Raw genomic sequence first — 21688 nt, forward strand, 5'->3', positions numbered from 1 at the left:
CGACCAAGTCGGGGCGTAGCGCAGCCTGGTAGCGTACTAGCATGGGGTGCTAGTGGTCGAAGGTTCAAATCCTTCCGTCCCGACCAAAAAATCCCCTTTAAAATCAATCAGTTACACATCCAATTTTAAATCAATTTTTATATAAAAATATTTTTCTGGGTACTTTGCTGGGTACTTTTTAATTTACCATAATTGGGGTTGAGCCAATAGTTCGGACAAAAAAAAGCAGGCTGAAAGCCTGCTTGTCTAATATATTGGTAGTATTATAATGCATCTTTTTCACCATTTAAAATAGTTTGTTCAATCCATTCATCTATTTCATCGCTATGCCACGCAAGTGTTGTGCCATTAAGTTTGACCGGACGGGGAAATTTACCTGTAAGCCACCAGCGGCGTAGGGTGACTCTGTTTCTGCCGATCATTTTTTCAAGGTCTGGTACGAATAATACTTTTTGTGAAATTAGCTGTTGTACTCCTTCGATCATGGTGATCTCCTTTGTATCCAATTTTGTTCGGTTTATGGTATCGGCTTGGTTGTCGGACTTACCGCTAGTAAATGTTTTAAACATAAGCTTGCTCTCCATAAAAGTGCCTTCGTAATCCAGTAAGAGAGCTATTTTCCTGATTCTTATTTATTTCAAGAACAATCTGATATAGCTTCATAAGCTCAATTTCAGATTTAAAATTGTTTGGAACTGAATCGTTGCAATAGATCATTCTAAGGTTATCAAGAGATGAGTTTGACAGCTGAGCGATGTGTTTGAGGGTGTAGTGTGTTGAGTCTAAGATATACTGAATCATTCCTTTGTAAATGTTCAGCTTTGAATGGTGTTCCATAGATTGACCTCCTCCTTACTGCAAAGTATGTATATAAATGCTGGTGATTGCGCTAATTGGGTAATAATTTCTACAAAGTCACTAATAATCTACATGAAATTGGCGTAAATTATGGTAGTATCTATTTTTACATCAGTGTAATTAATTACGCCGGTGTAATTTATTACATGAATGTAACTAAGTCAAGGTATGTCTAATACTATTTTGAATGAATCGAGCCAATTGTTATTGGCGCAGACACTTAACGATTTAATTGGGCGTGATAGAAAACTCTCACCGGCTGCACTCGCGCGAAACTTAGGAATCCCAACCAATAAAATCACCAGAATTTTGAATGGTGACGTGACCGATCCGAAAGCCAGTACTCTAGTTCAGATTGCAAACTACTTTAATATCAGCATTGAACAATTACTCGGTTTAGAACCTATCGTTCGCAAAGGGGAATATGAGCAGCAAGAAGTAACAAGACCTTTACCTGTTTTTGAATTTAGTAAGGTAGCGCAATCAAACTCACCAAAAGAATGGTATCGATGGGCAGAGAATGATGTTGATGGGGAATATTATGCTCTTGCAATCGATACTGATTTATATGAACCAACATTCCCACAAAACTCGCTACTCATTATAAATCCAGATATCAAACCAGATGATCGTTCATATATTGTTGTTAAAAAGAATGGTTCAACACATTACTCAATAAGAAAATATGTTGTTGAGGGGAGCGAGAGTTATTTGTATCCCATCAATCCCAAATTGCCTGTAGAAATTTATGATGAGAGTTTATACACTGTTGTAGGCGTGATCCTTGAGGTACACCAAAAATTGCGCTCTAAAAAGTAAGTTGTTTAAGTTGTAAGGATGTAACCATGGAAAAATGGAGCCCCAAAAGTAAATTTCTACGCATTATCTATCAGCAAATCGTTGTGCGATTCACTCGACAGGTGAGAGAACCCTATCTAATCCGGATTGATCGAATCTTTACTGATCCAGATACCAATATATTATCAGTGGCGTTTCACATCGCGAACAAACGTGTTAATCAGGAGATGTCAGTAGCCAATTTTGTAAAGTCGGATATGATTTATCTCATTGATCCCCGTGTTGTCTTTGATATGGGACAGCAATTTGGTGCACATGCTGAACAGCTCACCATCTTGGAAAAGAAGCAACTGAATTTTAAAACAAAATGTTTTACTGGCTTAAAGCGAGTGTTTGTTGATGAGTAGCCAATTGATAGGTAAATCAAAAACGCCACTTCAATTTAAATTGTTTCATACATTGATAGGCTTTACAGTCTTCTTCACCTTAATTACTGTTCCTGCAGAAGCACAAGTTATCAATTTATTTGGAATACCAATAGCATCAGAATTTCTGTGGTGGCCAGTTGTATTTTTTTTCTTTCAGCTGATACAAAACATTTATGGCTTTGCCTACCTGCGCCATGCCGTGTACTTGGTGATTTTATTTCGCGCTATCTACATTTTGTTTTTAAAATTTGCTATTTGGTTACCTGCATCTTCATTCTGGCAAATGCAGGATATCTATACGCAGGTGCTTGGTAGGAATTTATTCTACCTCATTGAGAGCTCGATGTTTTTATGGGCTGCTGTTCTTTTGCCATCCGCTTTTTCAAAAGCCTCTAACGAAAAAGAAGCCAGTCATGTGATGTTAGCTTCTCTCATGATATTTTCGCTGCTAAATATGTTATGGCTTAGCCCTAAAGATATAGTCGGTGCTTCTCAGCTTATTATTCCACCTTTGATTTATTGCTTTTTAAATATTTTTTCACGTGTGTTGATGGGTATTATTGCGAATGTTGAACAATCGGATCGTAAGAAGAACGTAAATAAGCAAGTGTTTAAATTTCAGCTGCCCAGTGTAGCGGATAACAAAACTAATAATATTTTCAAATATCACCACATTCTTTTCTGCTCCAGCATCGTATTTTTTATTGCATCTAAAACGATGGCGGCTAAATTCATCTCAATTGGTTTTTTGACTATTAATGTGGGTGGAATTGTATTTTCTTTGGCTTATCTCGCTGCTGATATGATGACGGATGTCTATGGTATCGAGCGTACTAAACAAATGGTTCTGTTCGTTATATTTTGCAATTTACTTTTTGTGTTCGATGTTTGGATAACTAACCTGCTAGCCGTAGGTGTGAATAGCTCATTTAAATTAATTTTACATAATCAAGCGCGAATGTTTATTGCTTCGGCGACAGCTTTTTTTCTAGGGATGACAATTAACTCGACTGTAATTTCAATTATAAAATTAAGACAGCGAAGGAGGGGGATTTCGCTTAAAAAAGAATTTATTACCACGGTTTGGACAAGAATCGCAACATCCTCCGCTTTTGGAATCATAATTGATGTTAGTTTGTTTTCCCTGGTAGCATTTTACGGTATTGTACCAACTGATAAACTGGCAAGTGTTATCCTATTTGAGGATGCATATAAAATATCTTATGAAATCGTGTTGGCGCCAATATCAATTCTATTAATCTATTTTCTCAAGGTGAAAGAAAAAGTGGATATCTATGATGAATTATCTAACCTGAATCCATTTAGAATTGATACCGATTACAAAATTAGTGCTAACAAGTTTGATGAAAATTATATTCAACCAAAGAGAAGCAATGATGGATAAGAATATTTATGATTTTATGGCAGAAACAATAAAGATAGCATCAGAAAACCCAATAGCCCCATATGGTGCCATAATTGTTTATGATAACAAAGACATTCTTTTAAAATCAGTTAATAGTGCGCACCATCATCCTTTGATGCATGGTGAATTGTCGGTTATACATACGCTGTTTAATAATGGTTTTGATGGTGATGTCAGCAAATTGAGCCTCTACACAACTGCTGAGCCTTGTCCTATGTGTGCCGCTGCCATTTATTGGGCGATGATACCTAAAGTAATTTACGGTAGTTCAATATCTTTTTTACACGATTTATTTGGTAGGCAGATTCAGCTTAGGGCTGAGGAAGTTCTGTCTAAAACGCCAGATTTTTATAGCTGTCACTTGATTGGTGGAGTGATGGAAGACGAGTGTAATAATCTATTTATTAAAGCAAAACAATTAAGAGAGTAATCGTTATTTCATTAACTGAAGAATAACCTTCTATAATGAGTAATTAGTGTATGAATATGCTTGGATATCATTGTATAGAGCCTAATTTTTAATTCTTTCAGAGATTATTTGCACAAGTTCTGAAAAAAATTAAATAAAAGCTTGCATGCATTATTTATATCTATTAAATTTCGCGCGTTCTTTATTCTTCATAAGAATAACATTCTCGGTTTAGAATGTTCCTGAAAAATGTATATAAACGGAGTTACAGATGGATACTATTATCAATAATCAATCTTCTGAAATCGATCTAGATAATGATGAAACTGTTGTGTTTGATGATGTAGGCGAATTTGATGCGTCTATGTTAAGACCCATGCAGGAAGATTAATCTAAATTTCCTTTTGTTTCTTTTATTCTTGTTAAAGGATTGTCGCGGGGTAAATATGTCAGCTAATTCACTACTTTCCACATCTATTCCAGATGAAGAAGGGGCGAAAAAACTTATAATTTATGCTGCAGAGAAACAAAAAAATGATTTATTGGATTTATTGAAGAATTGTGAAAAAAAACTCCGCTATGACCTAAATGATCTTGCGGAGTTCATACAAGAAATAGATTGTAGTCAAAAACTTTCTCCAGCATTTTTTTTATACACCCAAGAATTGCGCGATGCCATAAAATCCACATCTATTGATAAAATAATGGATGCTATTCAACATGTATCATGGTTGAAAACATATGGAATATATGAGCAAGAATTACGAATCAGTTCTGTTTTATCGGAGTTTTGGGAAACTTCTTATGTCTCAAAAATGAGACGATATGAACAAAAAAATATTTGTGGTGAGACCACATTGGTCAGACCAGTTTCTAGCAAACAATTAGAGTTTCATGCTTCTAACATAAGAAAAGCAATTGACCTGATCAATACAGGTGATATGGATGTTGCTCATGAAATATCGATACTTATCTCTTCCATTAAAATCTTTCAAGGCAGAGTACTTCGAGGTCAGGCATCAGGAGATACAATGGGTGCTGTCTGGTTAAGAATACCTGATCCCCATGATGATCAAGTTGGCTATTGGATAGAGCATATCGTTCATGAAGTATCACATTTACGATTACATGCAATGTTTTTTCAGGAAAAGTTTGTTCTAAATCCTGATGATGAGTATAAATTTAGAGCTCCAATACGCGACGATTTAAGGCCGATGCTGGGTGTTTTTCATGCTACTTTTGTTTTGGCCAGGATGATTCGGGTCTTTAAGAAATTATCATTTAAAGGCTATGCTTCAAGATTTCGAGATCGACTTCAACTATGCCAATTACAATTTGAAATTGGTCTTAATTCTGTTTACTCGAAGGATGCGGAATTAACTGATAATGGGAAACTAATCCGTGAGAGTTTTAAGGAATGCGCTTTAATACTGGAAAATTAGAAATAGAAAAAATTCCAATAAGATTTTCTTGGTTTTATCATCCGCTCGATTCAAATTTGATTATTTCTGATAGTGTCTCTTCGATTAGAGATAAGCAATCCATTTCACATCGTTTTTTTGGCCATGCTGCGGGCTATGACTTAGAAGAAGTAGTCCATAGATCCAGCTATGAGGTTTTGGAAAGGATGCTTTCTTTCAGTGCAAGTTACTCAGAAAAAAAATTGCATGAGGGCTTTCTGGCAAAAACTATTTTTGCAGAGGAGACTCAGGAAAAAAGAATATCTGCTGAATCAATATTAGTACGCACAAATAATGAATTGGCTTCAGCCAGTGGTTTAAGTCTGCATGTTAATTTAGACCTTGCAATTCAACATGCCGTTTATGAACTTATTGAACGAGATATATTGTGTAGACTTTGGTACTTTGATTATCAGTTGTATCAAATAAAGAGGGAACTCGTAAAAGATGATTATTTCATTGAGTATTATACTGTTGTAAATATTCCTGTCCCTTTTGTATTGGCCATTGTTAAATCCAAAAACAATTCGATTATGTATTGTGGTTCTCGCTGTAGTGCAAGTTGGGAATATTCCTTAAAAAAAGCTAGAGAAGAGGCTTTATTATTAATTACTGATCTACTTTGTCGTCAGCGGAACAGTAATATAGGAAATCGTTTGGATACTATTCAAAGATTAAATACCTTGTCTGGAGAAATTGCCGCGCAACAAGAAGAGCATTTGGAGCGTAAGTTACTGTCCAATTTGGACAAGCAACATTTTGAAGATACAAGTTTTGAAAAAATCATTTCTAAATATTTTAAAAATTTAAGTCTTTTATATGTTGCTGAACTCAGACAATGGGGTAGTTATTATCTGGTAAAAGCATTCTCTGAAGAGTTACTTACAAAACCTTTAGTTAGGACGATGGTACAAAATAACAAGATATCGGCTGTTCCGCCAGATCCCTTTTGTTGAGAATGAATAATGAAACAAATATCTGACATAAAATGGTTGGCATTAAGCGCCGGAGTTTCATCTTTAGGTTGCGCTATGTCGATAATATTTATTCCATTAATGATATACAACAAAACTCATAATCCATTAATAATGGCCTTGCAGGTATTCGTTCAACTATTGGGTAATTTTGTTGCTTGCCAAGTAATTGGACGTTTTAAAATAGGAAATAACGATAAATCCTCTTTAGTGATATGCAATTTTCTTCTAGCAATAACGATTCTGATTTTAGCCTGGGTTAGTGACTCTCTTCTCGTTCCAAGCTTCTTTATGGTGACCATGTTATCGTCAATTCTTAATACGTGTAGTCGTGGTTATTATGAAAGTTTAATTGGAACAATTAGTCATGAGTCAGCAAACTCTCGTCAAAATCTAATTGGCATTACAAAATCCTATGAAAATTTTGGCACAATCTTGGGGTCATCTTTGACTGTACCCTTGTTGGCATGGGGATCTTCTTCGACTGTTTTCATTATAGATTCTGTAACCTATCTATTCGCTGCAATGTTAGTAAGTAACTTAAGGTGTGTAGGCCAAGCTTTTACACGTATGTCTACACAGCCAATTACCTTATTCATTTTGTTTAAACAAAAATCTAGAAATTTGACTATTTCGCATGGTTTTCTTGCAATGTCTTTATTTCTGCTAAATGGCTCTGTCATTTATGTCTTAAAAGAATCTTTTAATGTAAGCGATAGATTAATATCTTTTTATTATGTTTCTCAATTTACATTTAGCTTCTTGGGAGCTTTTATAGTTTCTTTAATTACGAAAAAGCGAATTATCAATTCATCTCAAGCACAATGGTTGCGTTTATCTTATGCAATACCGTTTCTTATTATCGCAACCCATAATTCAGTCTACCTTTTTGTTATAATGATTTCTTTTTTAGCGTTTGTTCATACATTTTCGCTGCCTGTATGGCAAAGTTTCTTTCAAGATTGTGCTGAAGAGGCTTCTGATTGGCGATTGATTGGTGCTGCTCGCAAGACCTATGTTTCTATTATTGGTGGGCTAGGCAGCTTGCTGGCAGGTTTGTTATTAACCATTACGGATTATCAAAAAATATATTTGTTAGCTAGTGCATGTTGTATTTGTTCTGCATTATGCTTTATAAAATCCTCAATAAGGATGGAGCCGTCAAAATCATGATAGTTGAATGTAAGACACTTGGTGATACTGAATTAGGAATTATGTACAGTCAATTATTACTAAATAGTAAGTTACTTGCTTTAATTGAAAACCAAAGTGTCACTGAACCCATACAAATATTCAAAGTTTCAAATGAAAAATTAGCTGTATTTAATCCTAAAAAAAATAGCTTATTTTTTTCTGCAGCTACAGATCCTAAAAGTGCTTTAGATATTTTCATTCATTTAAAAGCGAATTACATCATTAAGATTATTGAAGGTGCTGAAGAGTTAGTCGATAAAATCGGGGATTACTTACAAACATTAAGTGAAAAATACAGTAGCGCAAAAATGCTTTTGATGTCTAAAGAAGTAAATGAATATATTACTTCGCTATCATCAGATTTTGAATTTCTTAAGGGAGAATCCCTTAACGATTTTGGCGCAGATGTTCTTGTTGCCAAGTTTTCCAAGGAGCGATTGAATGTGGCTCTGGATGAAGAAGAGGCCAAGAAATTAATTTTATCTTCCTCAAGAGAGTTTATGGGCTTAAAAGTAAGCGACGAGGTTGTAAGTATTGCAGCATGGATCAGAGAAATAAAAGGTTATCGTTGCCTCAGTTATGTTTATACAGATGAAAAGCATAGAGGGCATGGTTTTAGCCAATTACTTTTATCCAAGTTGTTAAATGATATTTGTGGTAAATATAAAGGAGCATTTTTATTTGTAGATGAATCCAATATTCCTGCATTGAACTTATATCGTAAATTTGGATTTAAGGAATCTGGTTGTTTATCACAAATGAAATTGAATTAAAAAGATGTTGGATTTAGAACAGATAAAAGAGATAGATGTACTTGTCATTGGTGGAGGGAATGCTGGACTTTGTGCTGCAATTTCTGCTGTGTGCAAAACTCCAAATGTCGTAGTAATTGAAAAAGCCAGTTATGAGGAGCGTGGTGGAAACAGCTCTCTTACAATGAATTTTAGATTTGCCCATTCAGATATTGACGACCTATTAATGTTATTAAATTTATCTGAAATAAATGAAGAACAAGTAGCGCGTTTAGAAAAACATTATTTAACTTACTCAGAAAATGAGTTTTATAGTGATTTAATGCACGTTTCAAATAATCGTGCTGACTCTGAATTATCCTCAATTCTTGTTAAAAACTCATATGATACGGCTCGCTGGTTACATAACCTTGGGCATAGATGGGAAATAAAGCCACGTATACTCGCTGGTAGCTTGCCTATTAGGATTGTTGGCGGTGGCAGAGAATTACAGAATATCAATTTTTCTGTGGCTGAGCGTCATGGGGTTCATATCGTTTATGAATGTGAACTTATAGATTTGGTGGCATGTGATAATTACGTTAAGGAAGCAAAAGTATTATATAGAAATAAGCAAATTTCTATCAAAGCAAAAACAATCATCCTCGCGTGCGGGAGCTACGAATCAAACTCATCAATGAGGAAAAAATATCTTGGTACTCATTGGGAGGATACCGCATTAAGAGGTGTTCCATTTAATACCGGGCAAGGGATTGTGTCTGCTTCAAATATTGGTGGCGTTCTTTATGGCGATTACTCTGAATGCCATGCAACGCCTCAAAATAGCCGTTTAAAATCCTATATGCTTCCTGGAGAAAATGAGGAAAGTCAAAATAACTCAAGATATGCATTCAATTATGGTGTTTCAGTGAATAATCAGGGGCAAAGATTTTTTGATGAAGGTGAAAACCTGCCTAATTTTCTTTATGCAAAGCTGGGAAGAAAAATCATTGAACAGCCTAATCAACTGGCATATCAAATTTTTGACCATAAAACAGCAAGATTTTTACCTCAAAGTTATTTTGAAGATGGAAATTATGTTGAAGCAGGCTCACTGGTTGAATTGGCGAAAAAGCTTGATATTAACTGTATAGAATTTGAAAAAAATATTGATCATTTCAATCAAGCAACAACCACGAGAAAAATTAATTTGAGTAGGTTAGATGGAATAAGTACTCTCAATCTTGATTTGCCAAAAAGTAATTGGGCTATTGCAATTAATAAACCTCCCTATTTCGCTTTTCCTGTAAAGGCGGGAATTACATTTACTTATGGTGGTTTGAAAATTAATAAAAACACCCAGGTAGTTAGAGAAAATAATACTCCTTTTCATAATTTATTTGCTTGCGGAGAAATTGTTGGAGGATTGTTCTGGGGGAATTATGCTGGGGGCAGTGGTCTTATGGCTGGATCCGTATTTGGAAAAATTGCAGGAGAGTTTGCTGCTAAATTGGTTTTAGAATATTAGAGTTGAGACTATTACATGAGTGATGATGCTCCAGTTTGTCATAAGACTATTTTTTCTCAAAAAGCATATTTCTATAAACATTCCAGGCCTAAATATCCGGATTCTGTTTTTGAGTATCTGGCTAGATTATTAAAGTCTGGTTCAAAAATCGTTGAATTTGGATGTGGCACGGGTATTTTTACAAAAGACTTAATTAAGTACGGTTATGAGATTTATGCAGTGGAACCTTGTGCTGAAATGCTTGCAGAGTGCAGGGCAGAGCTAATTGACTATGATAAGTTAACTTTTATAGAGTCTAGTGCTGAAGAGGTTAGTTTACCTGCGGCTAGTATTGATGCTTTTATCTTTCCACAATCATTACATTGGATGAATATAGATAAGTTAAAAGATATAATTGCCAATGCTGCAAATAATCATTTTAAAATAATTACTGTGTGGAACTCACGTAACAGCTGCAAAACAGATTGCGCAAAAGAATATAATAAAATTATTAACAACCACAAAAAAGAACATGCTCTAGCAATTCAGGTACAGACTGATTCGTATGAATTGCTGAATCAATTATATGGCAAAGAAAAATATAAATTATTTAAATTTCATCATACTCACCAAGTTACTCAACAAGGATTGGAGTATCTGTTTCTATCCACGTCCGATATTGATTTGAATTTATTTGATTTAGTTATTAAAGAGGAATTAAGTTCTTTTTTTTATCAATACAATGTTAATGGTTTTGTTTCTATTGAATATGATTGCTTCATGGCCATATCACGTAATTAGTATCTAGAGTATTAGATATCCTTCTCATTAATATTCTAATTTCCTAATTAGGTTGAACAATTATTGGTATACTTAATTAAAGATAGGGCCACCCAACAATAAGTATTTCTATTAAATAATTGCTTTTGATAAAGTTCAAAAAAAAAATTATTTAAGTGTCGTATTTATTAAATACAAAATGCTCTATAATTTATCATATGTAATGGATGGAAAATATTATGAATCCCATGAAATTGACAGCAGTTATTGAACAGGACGAATTTGGTTTCTCTGCCTACATTGAACAAATATCGGGTATAAATACCCAAGGCGATGATCTAAATGAAGTTAGAGATAACTTAAAAGAAGCCTTGTCAATTATTGCTGACATCAAAGGAATTCATGATTATAAAATTACCAAGGAAGTTATAATTGATAAATCGTCATCAATTCATCAAACATCTAGAGAATCATGATTGTAAGCTACATCGTCATGGTAGCAAACATGATATTTATATCAATACAATTAATAAATTGGGTATATCGACTGTACCTAGACATGTACAAATTAATCCCAATACAGCAAGAAAGATTTGTAAAGATCTTTTGATCCCCGTATTTCCATAAAATATTTTGCTACCTTAAAATATGCTCGAGAGAAATAAAGATAAACAAACAAGAACCAATCAAAATGACGGTTGATGACAGCAATGCATACCTACTAAATGTCCGAGCCTGTTGTGTTATATCACGAGCCTCAGCCAATGAGCTAGATATCATATTTTTCATAGCTTCTATGGATTCATTGGTAGAGTCGTGTATTAGTTTGGACATAACCTCTTTACTTCCTGCTAAAGTCAGGTTAAGAATTTTTTCCGCTTTTTCCTTAGCGTCATCCTTCCATTGAGAGGAAATACTCTCAATTTCCTCTCTGAACTTCGCTAGCATAGCCTCTTGCACGCGGCGGTTTTCCTCAAGCAGTTTTACATTCATGGTCTGAAGGATAAGGATTGGATCATCTTTGCCTAAAACCACACCATGTCTTACAGCGATGTCCTGAATGACCTCATTAAATTTATCTGACATTAGATCACCATGGCATTATCTAATTGGCCGAACAACTGATCGCGAATGATCTTTAATCGCTGACGGGTCATAAGGTTTTTTTCTGGCATTGCCAGTACTTCATTAAAAGTTAGTTTTTGTTGTAGCATCTCTGTTAGATCCCGGCTGTAGGTTTCTTTTTTCAGGTCAGGAATTTGAATTAAGGCTGATATTCGATCTTTGTTATCTCGGTAAGCTTTCATTTGTTCAAAGGCTTTGCCCTCATGCTCTATGGCTCCCCAATAGGGATTGAGCCAGACGACAAACTGTGCTTCATTTGAAAACTGGTCAATCAGCTGTGCAAAACCATTAATGGTGTCCAACAAGGCCTGGCCGCCGGTGATGACCGTATGAATCACCATTTCATGGCCTAATTCTTTTAATAAAGCTGGAACTTGGTTGCTTATGAGGTAATGAGATAGCGGTACAAAAGAACTGGCACCGTTGTCAATGACTACATCATTAGTTGTTACGACAATTTTTTCGATGAGGGCATCGAAAAGCCGTGGGTTGATTTCATCGCCGCTCATGACTTGAATATGGTCAACATTTAAGGCTTTAAAACCATGAAAGGTTGAATTGATAGGGTCGGTGTCAATGCACAATGGGGCTTGGCCTTTGTGATATTTGTATTGTGCAGTGGTTGCTGAAATAAATGATTTGCCGACACCGCCTTTTCCCTGCAGTGTGATATGTATTTTTGCCATTACAAGAGTTCCTCCAAGTTGGGTTTGGGATTAAAAGTAAAGCCGCGAATTTCGTTTTTTGCCTTACTTTTAGCCTGTTCATCCTTGGTGTTCTCCTGCATAGATGGCTTTTTTTCTGCAGCAATCAAACGTGCTACATAGCCACAAAATGTTTTATATGAAAATGAGATTTTGCCTTCTTCAACTAAGGTTTCCCAGACAAGCTTTATAGACCAGCCGTCGGCTAGCGCTGAAGCGATATCTTTTTTTAGCGCAAGAAAAGCGGCTTTGTTGACCGATTTATCAGAGCATTTCCTATTTATCTGCTTGGCTGCGATTCGTTCGCTGAGGGAGTTTCCCATGTCATATTGTCAATTTATTGTTGTTCTCTTCGATGGTATGAAATATTACGTTAGACTGCAATAGGGTATGTAATTTTCCTTCCTTTTAGCGTAATTAAATAAACCATTAAACGTACTTAAGTGTAACTTATCGTAATTAATGGTAATTATAAGTAATTAATAGGGCGTTACGAAAAATAACCTTGAAATTACATAAAATTACCTGATAGTATCCCATTTAATGAACTTAAAACGCAGGGCAAGATAGGTGAAGTTAGCTAACCAGCAAGCTGGCTACCAAACCTCATTAATCTTATTCGCACCTTCGGTGCTCAACAAAAAAACTGTGTTTTGAGATCAAATCGATACTCAAAGGATTGCATAACCACTTAATTAAGAGGTCGGCATCCTTATGGACGAGAAACTTAAAACATCCACCAGAAAAAATGGTCGTCATCTTCGCGTACCTGTTTTGCCTTCTGAAGAAATTCAAATTAAATCGAATGCAGCTACAGCTGGGCTTTCAATTGCCGAGTATTTAAGAAGGATTAGTCTCGGTTATCAAATTCAAAGTAATGTTGATAAGGATTATATACTGCAGTTAGCCAAGATTAATGGAGACTTAGGACGGCTTGGTGGACTGTTAAAACTATGGTTGACTCAGGATAAACGTGTTGCACACTTCGACCTCCAAGCAATAAAAACATTGTTAGCACGTATTCAAACCACTCAGGATGCGATGTTTGAAGTGGTAAAAAAACTATGATTATTCGCCATATTCCTATGAAGAAAACAAGGCTTAGTAGTTTTTCGGGTCTTGTTCAGTACCTTTGTAATACACAAAATAAGAAGGAACGTGTGGGTAAAGTCAGATTATCAAACTGTAATAGTATCGATCCCATTTGGGCTGTTCAGGAGGTATTGGCAACACAGGCTAGAAACCAGCGAGCGTTGGGCGATAAAACCTATCATATGCTCATTTCTTTCGCCCCAGGAGAAAATCCTTCATCTCAAGCTTTACAAGAAATTGAAGACAGAGTGGCATCGTCGATTGGATTTAAAGAACATCAAAGAATCTCCGTTGTTCATCATGACACAGACAATCTTCATATTCATGTTGCGATTAATAAAATTCATCCCCAAACTTTTAATATGATTGAACCTTATAGGGCATATAAGACCTTTGCCGAGGTTGCATCCAAGCTCGAAACTGAATTAGATCTTAAAATAACTAATCATCAAACTCGTAAAAGCCGTTCAGAAAATATTGCTGACGATATGGAATACCATTCAGGTATTGAAAGCTTGATTAATTGGATGAAGCGGCACTGCAAAGAAAAAATCGAGGCAGCCAGTAGCTGGAAGGTGATTCATAGTAATTTGGCAGAGCATGGATTGATGATGCGTGTTAAAGCCAATGGTTTTGTGTTTTGTAATGTCCAAGGGCTTACCGTTAAAGCAAGTTCAATTTCTAGAACCTTCTCTAAAAAAAATCTCGAATCCAGACTAGGTTTATTCGTACCATGCTATTCAGAAGACAATGAACATGTATCAAATGTATATCGTTATGAACCATTAAATAAAAAAGTAATTGGTTCCAATCTATATGCTGAATTTCAGCATGAAAAATCACACAATAAACTCTTTATTACAGAAAAGCTTAAGCAGTTACGCGAGGCTAGAGTTAAACTTATTGAAAAGGCGAAAAAGCGAGGGCGAATTAAACGAGCGGCTTTGAAATTAATGAACCTTTCTAAAGTACAGAAAAAGTATCTATATCAGCACATAAACAAAACTTTGCTTAATGATATTGATAGCATAAGGAAAAATTACGCAAAAGAACGTAGCCGGTTAATAGATTCCCACCAAAACAAAACCTGGGCTGATTGGCTGAAACAAAAAGCGCAAGGTGGCGACCAGGATGCCTTAGTGGCAATGCGTTATCGTAATCGTAAAAATAACCATGATTACACCATATCAGGTGCAGACTCAGTTTTTCCTTCTTTAAATTTTGGACCAATCGACTCTGTTACTAAAGAAGGCACTGAGATTTATAAAAAGGGTAACGGTGTTATTAGAGACAATGGAAAAGAAATTATCATTTCTAAAGGCGGGTCTATTCCTGCGCTTAAAAGAGCATTGGAAATGGCAAGGAAGCGCTACTGTGACTGTATTTGTGTGAGCGGGTCTCCACTATTTAAAAAGATTATCTTGCAAATTGTTATTCAATATCAAATGCCAATCACTTTTGCTGATTTGGATTTGGAAAACCAACGTCAAAAGCTAAATTTTGAACAGGAGAAATCTCATGAACAATCAAGATCAAACCAACAAAACCATCGAAGAAGAACTTCTGGAAACCATGAGGCTGTTGGAACAGCCACAGGCAATAGAAGAGGCAGTAAAAAGCCCAACACTTTCAGCATTAGACAAGGCTCGCCAGCCAAAGATCACAACAGCTTGCGAAATCTGTCCGAATGCGATCTGGTTCAGCTCACCGGAGGAGGTCAAGTGTTATTGCAGGATAATGCACATGATCAGCTGGAGCAGCAAAGACTCCAACCTGATAACCATGTGCGACGGAAAGTTCCTGGGCTAGAGCGGAAAAGGACATCAAAAAATAAAGTGAAGTGAGTAATAGTGTTATTTTGTAACGCATTAGTTTTCTAATCTAGAATTGCTATGGATAAGATTACAAAAAAAATAGATCGTTCATATATTTCTCGGCAATCTTGCCGTTAACTTCACTTTTTTGGCCTACAATAAAAAGAATTACTATTTAATTAATCTTATGGAACTCCGATTAGGCATAGAAACTGATGTTTTTGAAAAAGCCCTAAAAGATACATTAGAAAAGCATATATTTCAGGATCTTTCTGCAAGTATCGAATATGCTTTAAAAATTGCAATGTCAAATTATTTGTCGAAATATAGTAACCTCCTAATAAAGAATGATTTTGTAATGGATACTGTTATTAAATGTAAGCAACCAAAAACTTTGACTCATGGCTTCGGCTTTAATTACCTTGATAAAGAACTGACTTTTGAACTTTCCTCAATAATTAAAATACAGAAAATGAGGCAAGACAAAGTTGAGTTCAATCCATTCATAAAAGGTGTTGTAATGAAATACTTTCCTATAAAGTCCGGACATATAAGAAATAATAAGAATAATGAATATCACTTATTTTATTTTATGGATGGAAAAATATTAAGCAATAATTATTTACATGAAATAGAGTTTACACGGATAGCAAAAAAAGACGTTGCAATAAAAGAACTAAAAACCCAAACAAATATTTTCATCAATAAATTAAGATTTTCTTTTAGGGTTAAAAACATTCTCACCCAACTATCTCCTGAAACCATTGAAAAACTTCAGGATAAAATGGTGCCAGAATGGTTTTATCTTTGTGATTTTGAAATGTTTAATTCTAAGCATCAGGAAATAACTTATTTTAATCTTATTTCTGGTAAACGATATATATGCTCCTGCTCCAGGGAATTCCACGAGCATTTATTGGCATCTAATCCTCCAACCGCTCGAAAAGATAATCTTTTAATGTTATCTGATATAGTTTGCTTACCGAGGCGGAATACAATTTGCCATGTATGCATAATACAGAAATACGGCTTTGATGAGTGTAAAAGACAATTTGGTATTCCTGACAAAACTTTACAATATTGTTTTGGACCTCTTTCATTTTTCTATTATAAAGACCCAAAATGGAGTTGGATTTACCATAATTTAAACTATATATTTAACCAACCCAAATGGATTAATGAAAATAATATGTTTCTATTCGCCAAGGAGCTACTTCCAGAATTTAAAATATTGCGGGAAGCCAGCCCTACCTGGCTGGGTAGTCAAAGTCTTGATGTCTATTTTCCTGAAATATCTTTGGCATTGGAATACCAAGGTAGACAACATTTTGAGCCAGTTGACTTTTTTGGCGGTGAAACAGCTTTAATAAAAAACAAAGAAAGAGATTTAAGAAAAAAAGAGCTTTGTAGGCAAAATGGCGTTTCCATTGTTTATGTTTATTATAATGAAAGCTTAACACTTGAGTTAATAAAAAAAAAATTGAATCCTTTTATTAAAAAGCTTCGTAGCAAATAGCCTATTTCGTTATGATATTATTATCAGAAACCAAATTATTTTCCCCATTAATTTGATTTCATTAATCATGTGGTATTCTCCCGTTTATTAATTAACCATACGGGTGTGATCATTCCTTTGATTTGTCTTGTGTGAACAAGACCATAATATCGACCATCGAATGACCATTCGCTTTGACTGGTCATTGTCAGGATTTCCTCTTTTTGAAGTTGGTAATTCATTACCTGCCATTGAGGTAATGTGCGGTTCATCCCATCCTGTAATTTTGGTTTTGAATAGGGGATTAGCATGTGATTCACAAAAACACCTTCGGTTGTCACCGAGAGAATATCGCCAGATAGAGCCACGACTTTTTTCATTAAATAACCATATCCACCACAATTAAGACCATGGTCTATATAGCCTCTGTTCTTGGCTAACCTAAACGACTTCCTGTCATCAGGACAAAAAATCACATAAGCATTTTTGAGAGATTCTGCACTGGTGATGCGATATAAGCCTATAGGTATGGATTCAGTCAGGTTTATCCTAAAACCCATAGCATGGAACAGTGCGCCTAAAGCAATAAGACATATAAAGAAAATAGCGATGAAGACGGACAATTTTTTCATAACTTGATGATCTCATCGTCACTTAAACGAGCACGCAAAATATCTGAGTGTACTGGTGCCTCGACAGATGCTCTGGCTAAGAAAACTGGATCGTTAAAATAAAGTGGCTGCTTCCCATAAATCGCAGGAAAACCAGCGACATAAACCACCATATCACCAGCCTCACGGATAAAACCATCGGAGTCTTTTTTGGGGCCAGGCATACGCAAACACTCATCAACGGTTAAAAGAGGTCTTGATACTTCCTGCACGGTTTTGGAGATTTGATTTAAGAACGTTGAAAAACGTTTGCCGCTGGTGGTGATGTGTTCTTTAACAATCGTCGTTTGGCCTGTCAGTTTGGAAAGATGTTCTGCTGTTTCAACTCGGTTAGGTGGATAAGCATTTTGAATATGGCAATTAGACGTGATGGTTTCATCAGGACCATAACCACGTTCACGGCTTTTAAGCTGATTAATGTCCTGACAAATTAAGTAAAACTTCAAACCATAACCCGCAACGAACGCTAATGACTCTTGCAGAATATCGAGTTTTCCAAGACTTGGAAATTCATCGATCATGTAAAGCAATCGATGCTTATACGTTTTTTTCGTTCTGACATAAGCTAAACCTTTGTCATCCGATACACGCTCAAACTCCATTTTGTCAGCCAATAACCTCACTATCATATTAATCATGACCCTAATCAGAGGCTGAAGCCTTGCTTTATCATTGGGTTGAGTAACAATATAGAGACTCACAGGACTTTCATAGTTCATTAAATCGCGGATGCAAAAATCTGAGGCAGATATGTTATGAGCAACTACTGGGTCACGATATAACGCCAGATAAGATTTTAAAGTGGATAACACAGAGCCTGCTTCTTCCTCGGGGCGGTCTATCATGTCACGGGCGGAGGCTGAAATAACGGGATGGGTTTTTCCTTCAATATGCGGGTATTGGGTCATTTCAATGAGCAGGTCGGCAATATTAATATTGGGATCCACCAGCATACGGTCAATGTTGGGAAATGTGGCCGGCTCCCCCTGGTTGTTTAGTTTGTAAATCGCATGCAGAATAAAACCAACCAAAAGGGCTTGCGATGTTTTCTGCCAGTGCGTTTCTAACCCTTTACCATCAGGATCAACCACAAGTGTTGCCAAATTTTGTACGTCACCCACCTCTGATTCTGTACCCACTCTGATTTCATCAAGCGGATTCCAACGGGCTGAGCCAGTTAATGTTGCTGGTTCAAAGCGAATCACTTTATTGTTAGCATGCTTTTGTCTCCAGCCAGCGGTCATGGCCCAAAGCTCGCCTTTTAAATCGGTAATCACGCAGGAATGCTTCCACGATAAAAGGGTAGGGATTACAAGGCCAACACCTTTTCCGGATCGCGTTGGTGCATAGGTTAAAACATGCTCCGGCCCATTATGGCGCAAATAATGAATTTCTCCCTGCGCATCTTCAATCGCCCCAACATACACACCTTCCTCCTGGTCAAGCAAACCAGCATTGTTCAAATCATCCTTATTCGCCCATCTGGCTGAGCCGTGAAGGTATTCGCTGATGTTTTCTTTTTTTAAATGGCGACTAGCGAACAACAGCATCATCAAAAAAAGGCAGCTGCTCATCACCACCATGCCAAAGGCGGCATTAAAATATTCGGGATGGTAATGATGATAGTTCATGTTCCACCAGAGCAGATTCCAGGGTAGATAAACATGCGCAAATGAAAAACCTAAATTCTCGTGGTAATGAAACTTATAAGCCACATATTGTGTGCCAATCTCCATGCTGATTAAAAATCCCAGAGTCACCATTACGATGAGTCTCATGGTCCTCTTGTTATCCTGTTTTTGTCTCACTTGTGGACCAATGGATTTATTGGGTTTACTCAGATTCATTGGCAGTCTCCAGATGCTTTTCGATTGACAAAATGGCTGACTTCATCGTCATTTTCTCCGGCACTGAAACTTCCTTCTGGAGTGCCTATCGACGTAATATTTTGAAATGCTGAATCCTGGTGTTCAGATGCTGATAAATCGTTTTGTGATTCCACCCGTTGATGAATTGCATCGGCAATTTTCCCACCGGTAGTTTCGGCCACCGTTGCAGCCATTGCCTCCTTCATAGCGCTTGCCTTTTCTCGTGCTACATCAAATGTCCCTGATGCTAAATGTGAGCCAAACGAACCTGCAAATTTGGATGCTTGCCCCATGGCTTGTGCCAAACTGCCGGTTTTGGAGCTGACATTGCCTTCTGACACAGAACCTAAATCACCAGCACCCATACTTTGGGAAGCGGCTTTGAATGCCGCATGAAGAGCGGATAAGCCTCCTGCACTTTGAGCACTGACAGCTCCTGCGCTGCTTGCCAAAGCAGCACCCGCAACGCCGGCAGCACCTAAAGCGCCACCCAGACCAATACCACCGCTGCCTCCGCCACCGCCAGATACAATGCTGGCGAGAACAGGGGGGATTTTATTAATCAATATCAGCAAAATAATGGATACAACGAGCATCACAAACATTTCTTTTAAGAGAATGTCCTTTGCCATAGCGGCATAATATTGATCGACAAAAGACTTACCAATACCAATAATCAAAATCATCGCAAATGCCTGTAAAGCAATACCCAACACTGTTTTGTAGTATTGAATCGCGATATCGCAAGTCCAGCGTCCGCCACCAAACCCTAATAAGATGATGCCGCCATAGGTTAAAATCCAGGCAGTAATCAGAATAATCAGCATGTTAATACTGACCAGTGCCAAAACGACCAGAATCACCCCTGCAACGATCAATCCCACCGTAGTTGCCGCAGGGGACCAGAGGGACGAGTTATTAATTGCTTTGGAAACAATATCAAAACCTACGTCAATAATGTCAGAGGGGGAAATGTGCGTATCAATTCCGGAAGCCTTTGCTGCGAGTTGTCGCATGGAGTCGATGATGGCGGTTGCAATGGCAGGTCCATTATCCAAAATCCAATAGAAAAAACCGACAACCACTAAAAATCGAACCGTTTCAGCCATAAACTCCTGAATATCCGCTCTTCGTAATGACATAAGCCCATAGGTCCATACCATGCTAATTAATGCCAGAGACCAGAAGAGGTATCGAGCATAACTTAATATGGTTTGGCTCCATGTAGAGGCTGTACTGGAAAACCGATACAGAATATTATCCAGCAAATCCCTGCTGTCCATGCTGCCTTGTGCATGAGCCGACAAGGAAAACCCAATTAAAAGGAATACGATTAAATAAGTGATTGTCTTTTTTTTCATGGGATTACCACTTTATACCTGAGCTTTTGGAGTAACTTCCGCCTTTAAAACAAGCATCAGCTATTGCCTGCAGCTCATCGGCTGTCCGACCCTCTTTGGAGCTGTTGCAGGTTAACGAGGCTAGATGCTCTGCCTTTTTTCGTGCTTTTACCTCAGCACTGTCACAGCCTGTAAGCAGGAATGCTAAAAGTGCTATGGATAATCCTAATCGTTTCATTGTTTTCTTCCTCTTGTTATCAATGGGTTACCATTTTTTTCCTGAACTTTTATGAAAGGTGCCTGACCTAAAACGTTCATCAGCAGCGGTTTGTATGGCTTCTTTGTTGGCTGCTGCTGCATCTTTTGTGGTTTGTGCGCTTTGTTGCGCTAACAAAAGTCCTCTTATTTGAAGCAGTTGATGGGATTGTTGGCTTGCCAGTTGCGAGGCAGCCTGGAGCGCTTGTTTTTGCCCCTGGGCAGTTTGAGCCTGAGATTGCAAGGTGCGCAGTTTTACCGAATCATCTTTTAAACTTTGCTGCTGTTTATCAATTCCCTTGAGCATGGCATCGTTAGCGCGTTTTTGAGCAACAGAAGCAGATATTTTACTTTGCCTTATTTTCTGGATTTCTTCGGGACTACACTGGTTACTGCCATTAAAGCAAGGTGTTTTTTGATAGTATTCCTGACTTTGATACCTATCCAGGTAACCTTGAAGGCTACCTGCTTCTTGTTTGTAATAATCAATCGTATCGGTCGATTCAAGCAGATTATCTATTACCCCATTGGCATTGTCCCACTGAAACGAAGTGAGTGATTTGGTGTTATCCAGCATGTTTTGATATTGCTGAATCTGGTTGTTGTATTGATCAACCTGAGTTTTATACTCTTTAATCTGGTTCAGTAGCATTTTTCCATTTTGTACGTAATTGGGTAAATCAAACACGGGCATATTGGAGCAGGCATTAAATGTCCATAAATAAACAAACAGGATTCGAAGTTTCATCACAGTTCCTC

General features: G+C 36.9%; 25 protein-coding genes and 1 tRNA gene. 16 read left to right on the forward strand and 10 right to left on the reverse strand.

The features are described from left to right. Positions 1 to 9 precede the first annotated feature (9 nt). Positions 10 to 86: transfer RNA gene (locus tag ELY20_RS12220), tRNA-Pro, on the forward strand. A gap of 177 nt (positions 87 to 263) precedes the next feature. Here ELY20_RS12220 and ELY20_RS12225 read toward each other — a convergent pair. Both ELY20_RS12225 and ELY20_RS12230 read right to left on the reverse strand, forming a co-directional pair. Beyond that, positions 264 to 485 (reverse strand): helix-turn-helix transcriptional regulator, encoded by a 222-nt coding sequence (locus tag ELY20_RS12225; protein ID WP_110142825.1) that lies wholly within the window; start codon positions 483 to 485, stop codon positions 264 to 266. Positions 486 to 561: 76 nt separating this feature from the next. Beyond that, positions 562 to 837, reverse strand: a complete 276-nt coding sequence (locus ELY20_RS12230) for a hypothetical protein (protein ID WP_110142783.1) — start codon at positions 835 to 837, stop codon at positions 562 to 564. Positions 838 to 1026: 189 nt separating this feature from the next. On the opposite strand from ELY20_RS12230, the gene ELY20_RS12235 reads away from it, so the two are divergent. From ELY20_RS12235 to ELY20_RS17195, 12 genes are all read left to right on the forward strand, one after another. Further along, complete coding sequence (locus tag ELY20_RS12235) at positions 1027 to 1677, forward strand: helix-turn-helix domain-containing protein (protein WP_110142782.1); 651 nt, start codon at positions 1027 to 1029, stop codon at positions 1675 to 1677. A gap of 26 nt (positions 1678 to 1703) precedes the next feature. Further along, positions 1704 to 2063: a hypothetical protein gene (locus tag ELY20_RS12240; RefSeq protein ID WP_110142781.1), complete on the forward strand. Its 360-nt coding sequence runs from the start codon at positions 1704 to 1706 to the stop codon at positions 2061 to 2063. A 4-nt stretch (positions 2064 to 2067) separates the two neighbouring features. After that, a complete protein-coding gene (locus tag ELY20_RS12245; protein ID WP_233590589.1) occupies positions 2068 to 3489 on the forward strand; it encodes a VUT family protein in 1422 nt (473 codons plus the stop codon). Then, positions 3479 to 3940 (forward strand): nucleoside deaminase, encoded by a 462-nt coding sequence (locus ELY20_RS12250; RefSeq protein ID WP_233590590.1) that lies wholly within the window; start codon positions 3479 to 3481, stop codon positions 3938 to 3940. Before ELY20_RS12245 ends, ELY20_RS12250 begins: the two co-directional genes overlap by 11 nt. Positions 3941 to 4365: 425 nt before the next feature. Beyond that, positions 4366 to 5361: an aKG-HExxH-type peptide beta-hydroxylase gene (locus tag ELY20_RS12255; protein ID WP_115504293.1), complete on the forward strand. Its 996-nt coding sequence runs from the start codon at positions 4366 to 4368 to the stop codon at positions 5359 to 5361. Beyond that, positions 5337 to 6335, forward strand: a complete 999-nt coding sequence (locus tag ELY20_RS12260; RefSeq protein WP_110142779.1) for a YcaO-like family protein — start codon at positions 5337 to 5339, stop codon at positions 6333 to 6335. The genes ELY20_RS12255 and ELY20_RS12260 overlap by 25 nt, the downstream gene beginning before the upstream one ends. A 9-nt stretch (positions 6336 to 6344) precedes the next feature. Then, the gene (locus tag ELY20_RS12265) at positions 6345 to 7526 is read left to right on the forward strand and encodes an MFS transporter (RefSeq protein WP_110142778.1); all 1182 of its coding nucleotides are present in this window, start codon (positions 6345 to 6347) and stop codon (positions 7524 to 7526) included. Then, complete coding sequence (locus ELY20_RS12270; protein ID WP_158618879.1) at positions 7523 to 8320, forward strand: GNAT family N-acetyltransferase; 798 nt, start codon at positions 7523 to 7525, stop codon at positions 8318 to 8320. Before ELY20_RS12265 ends, ELY20_RS12270 begins: the two co-directional genes overlap by 4 nt. A gap of 4 nt (positions 8321 to 8324) precedes the next feature. Then, entirely contained in the window at positions 8325 to 9806 is a 1482-nt protein-coding gene (gene tcuA, locus ELY20_RS12275; RefSeq protein ID WP_110142776.1) for an FAD-dependent tricarballylate dehydrogenase TcuA, read from the forward strand. A gap of 15 nt (positions 9807 to 9821) precedes the next feature. Then, on the forward strand, positions 9822 to 10586 hold the full coding sequence (locus ELY20_RS12280; protein ID WP_110142775.1) for a class I SAM-dependent methyltransferase: 765 nt from the start codon (positions 9822 to 9824) through the stop codon (positions 10584 to 10586). Between the two features lie 218 nt (positions 10587 to 10804). Beyond that, entirely contained in the window at positions 10805 to 11041 is a 237-nt protein-coding gene (locus ELY20_RS12285; protein WP_110142774.1) for a type II toxin-antitoxin system HicB family antitoxin, read from the forward strand. Beyond that, positions 10998 to 11192: a type II toxin-antitoxin system HicA family toxin gene (locus ELY20_RS17195; RefSeq protein ID WP_199742194.1), complete on the forward strand. Its 195-nt coding sequence runs from the start codon at positions 10998 to 11000 to the stop codon at positions 11190 to 11192. The genes ELY20_RS12285 and ELY20_RS17195 overlap by 44 nt, the downstream gene beginning before the upstream one ends. Positions 11193 to 11201: 9 nt before the next feature. Here ELY20_RS17195 and ELY20_RS12295 read toward each other — a convergent pair whose 3' ends face one another. Genes ELY20_RS12295 through ELY20_RS12305 form a run of 3 tightly spaced genes read right to left on the reverse strand, consistent with a single transcriptional unit; the run spans position 11202 to position 12717 of the window. Further along, positions 11202 to 11651, reverse strand: a complete 450-nt coding sequence (locus ELY20_RS12295; RefSeq protein WP_110142773.1) for a conjugal transfer protein TraM — start codon at positions 11649 to 11651, stop codon at positions 11202 to 11204. Beyond that, positions 11651 to 12376 carry an ArsA-related P-loop ATPase gene (locus ELY20_RS12300; RefSeq protein WP_110142772.1) on the reverse strand — a complete coding sequence of 242 codons (726 nt, stop codon included), beginning with the start codon at positions 12374 to 12376 and terminating at the stop codon, positions 11651 to 11653. Before ELY20_RS12300 ends, ELY20_RS12295 begins: the two co-directional genes overlap by 1 nt. After that, positions 12376 to 12717 carry a TraK family protein gene (locus tag ELY20_RS12305; RefSeq protein WP_110142771.1) on the reverse strand — a complete coding sequence of 114 codons (342 nt, stop codon included), beginning with the start codon at positions 12715 to 12717 and terminating at the stop codon, positions 12376 to 12378. The genes ELY20_RS12300 and ELY20_RS12305 overlap by 1 nt, the downstream gene beginning before the upstream one ends. A 391-nt stretch (positions 12718 to 13108) precedes the next feature. Here ELY20_RS12305 and traJ point away from each other — a divergent pair, with 391 nt between their 5' ends. The 3 genes from traJ (at position 13109) to ELY20_RS12320 (ending at position 16816) form a co-directional block, all read left to right on the forward strand. Next, on the forward strand, positions 13109 to 13462 hold the full coding sequence (gene traJ, locus ELY20_RS12310) for a conjugal transfer transcriptional regulator TraJ (protein WP_110142770.1): 354 nt from the start codon (positions 13109 to 13111) through the stop codon (positions 13460 to 13462). Next, positions 13459 to 15330 (forward strand): TraI/MobA(P) family conjugative relaxase, encoded by a 1872-nt coding sequence (traI, locus tag ELY20_RS12315; protein WP_110142769.1) that lies wholly within the window; start codon positions 13459 to 13461, stop codon positions 15328 to 15330. The genes traJ and traI overlap by 4 nt, the downstream gene beginning before the upstream one ends. A gap of 157 nt (positions 15331 to 15487) precedes the next feature. Next, positions 15488 to 16816 carry a hypothetical protein gene (locus ELY20_RS12320; protein WP_110142768.1) on the forward strand — a complete coding sequence of 443 codons (1329 nt, stop codon included), beginning with the start codon at positions 15488 to 15490 and terminating at the stop codon, positions 16814 to 16816. Between the two features lie 65 nt (positions 16817 to 16881). Here ELY20_RS12320 and traF read toward each other — a convergent pair whose 3' ends face one another. From traF to trbJ, 5 genes are read right to left on the reverse strand one after another with little or no spacing between them, the layout of a single operon-like run. Next, positions 16882 to 17427, reverse strand: a complete 546-nt coding sequence (traF, locus tag ELY20_RS12325; protein ID WP_110142767.1) for a conjugative transfer signal peptidase TraF — start codon at positions 17425 to 17427, stop codon at positions 16882 to 16884. Further along, on the reverse strand, positions 17424 to 19313 hold the full coding sequence (locus ELY20_RS12330; RefSeq protein WP_110142766.1) for a type IV secretory system conjugative DNA transfer family protein: 1890 nt from the start codon (positions 19311 to 19313) through the stop codon (positions 17424 to 17426). Before ELY20_RS12330 ends, traF begins: the two co-directional genes overlap by 4 nt. Beyond that, positions 19310 to 20695, reverse strand: a complete 1386-nt coding sequence (trbL, locus tag ELY20_RS12335; protein WP_110142765.1) for a P-type conjugative transfer protein TrbL — start codon at positions 20693 to 20695, stop codon at positions 19310 to 19312. Before trbL ends, ELY20_RS12330 begins: the two co-directional genes overlap by 4 nt. A 4-nt stretch (positions 20696 to 20699) precedes the next feature. Beyond that, on the reverse strand, positions 20700 to 20912 hold the full coding sequence (locus ELY20_RS12340) for a hypothetical protein (protein WP_110142764.1): 213 nt from the start codon (positions 20910 to 20912) through the stop codon (positions 20700 to 20702). Between the two features lie 27 nt (positions 20913 to 20939). After that, positions 20940 to 21677 (reverse strand): P-type conjugative transfer protein TrbJ, encoded by a 738-nt coding sequence (gene trbJ, locus ELY20_RS12345; RefSeq protein ID WP_110142763.1) that lies wholly within the window; start codon positions 21675 to 21677, stop codon positions 20940 to 20942. Positions 21678 to 21688: the final 11 nt, after the last annotated feature.

The organism is Legionella qingyii (assembly GCF_003990155.1).
In the GTDB taxonomy this organism is placed as follows: Bacteria; Pseudomonadota; Gammaproteobacteria; order Legionellales; family Legionellaceae; genus Legionella; species Legionella qingyii.

Excerpts from the sequence above, each read along its gene's own strand:
- ELY20_RS12225 (WP_110142825.1), bottom strand. The coding sequence starts at position 485 with ATGATCGAAGGAGTACAACAGCTAATTTCACAAAAAGTATTATTCGTA.
- ELY20_RS12230 (WP_110142783.1), bottom strand. The coding sequence starts at position 837 with ATGGAACACCATTCAAAGCTGAACATTTACAAAGGAATGATTCAGTAT.
- ELY20_RS12235 (WP_110142782.1), top strand. The coding sequence starts at position 1,027 with ATGTCTAATACTATTTTGAATGAATCGAGCCAATTGTTATTGGCGCAG.
- ELY20_RS12240 (WP_110142781.1), top strand. The coding sequence starts at position 1,704 with ATGGAAAAATGGAGCCCCAAAAGTAAATTTCTACGCATTATCTATCAG.
- ELY20_RS12250 (WP_233590590.1), top strand. The coding sequence starts at position 3,479 with ATGATGGATAAGAATATTTATGATTTTATGGCAGAAACAATAAAGATA.
- ELY20_RS12255 (WP_115504293.1), top strand. The coding sequence starts at position 4,366 with ATGTCAGCTAATTCACTACTTTCCACATCTATTCCAGATGAAGAAGGG.
- ELY20_RS12260 (WP_110142779.1), top strand. The coding sequence starts at position 5,337 with ATGCGCTTTAATACTGGAAAATTAGAAATAGAAAAAATTCCAATAAGA.
- ELY20_RS12265 (WP_110142778.1), top strand. The coding sequence starts at position 6,345 with ATGAAACAAATATCTGACATAAAATGGTTGGCATTAAGCGCCGGAGTT.
- ELY20_RS12270 (WP_158618879.1), top strand. The coding sequence starts at position 7,523 with ATGATAGTTGAATGTAAGACACTTGGTGATACTGAATTAGGAATTATG.
- tcuA (WP_110142776.1), top strand. The coding sequence starts at position 8,325 with ATGTTGGATTTAGAACAGATAAAAGAGATAGATGTACTTGTCATTGGT.
- ELY20_RS12280 (WP_110142775.1), top strand. The coding sequence starts at position 9,822 with ATGAGTGATGATGCTCCAGTTTGTCATAAGACTATTTTTTCTCAAAAA.
- ELY20_RS12285 (WP_110142774.1), top strand. The coding sequence starts at position 10,805 with ATGAATCCCATGAAATTGACAGCAGTTATTGAACAGGACGAATTTGGT.
- ELY20_RS12295 (WP_110142773.1), bottom strand. The coding sequence starts at position 11,651 with ATGTCAGATAAATTTAATGAGGTCATTCAGGACATCGCTGTAAGACAT.
- ELY20_RS12300 (WP_110142772.1), bottom strand. The coding sequence starts at position 12,376 with ATGGCAAAAATACATATCACACTGCAGGGAAAAGGCGGTGTCGGCAAA.
- ELY20_RS12305 (WP_110142771.1), bottom strand. The coding sequence starts at position 12,717 with ATGGGAAACTCCCTCAGCGAACGAATCGCAGCCAAGCAGATAAATAGG.
- traJ (WP_110142770.1), top strand. The coding sequence starts at position 13,109 with ATGGACGAGAAACTTAAAACATCCACCAGAAAAAATGGTCGTCATCTT.
- traI (WP_110142769.1), top strand. The coding sequence starts at position 13,459 with ATGATTATTCGCCATATTCCTATGAAGAAAACAAGGCTTAGTAGTTTT.
- ELY20_RS12320 (WP_110142768.1), top strand. The coding sequence starts at position 15,488 with ATGGAACTCCGATTAGGCATAGAAACTGATGTTTTTGAAAAAGCCCTA.
- traF (WP_110142767.1), bottom strand. The coding sequence starts at position 17,427 with ATGAAAAAATTGTCCGTCTTCATCGCTATTTTCTTTATATGTCTTATT.
- ELY20_RS12330 (WP_110142766.1), bottom strand. The coding sequence starts at position 19,313 with ATGAATCTGAGTAAACCCAATAAATCCATTGGTCCACAAGTGAGACAA.
- trbL (WP_110142765.1), bottom strand. The coding sequence starts at position 20,695 with ATGAAAAAAAAGACAATCACTTATTTAATCGTATTCCTTTTAATTGGG.
- ELY20_RS12340 (WP_110142764.1), bottom strand. The coding sequence starts at position 20,912 with ATGAAACGATTAGGATTATCCATAGCACTTTTAGCATTCCTGCTTACA.
- trbJ (WP_110142763.1), bottom strand. The coding sequence starts at position 21,677 with ATGAAACTTCGAATCCTGTTTGTTTATTTATGGACATTTAATGCCTGC.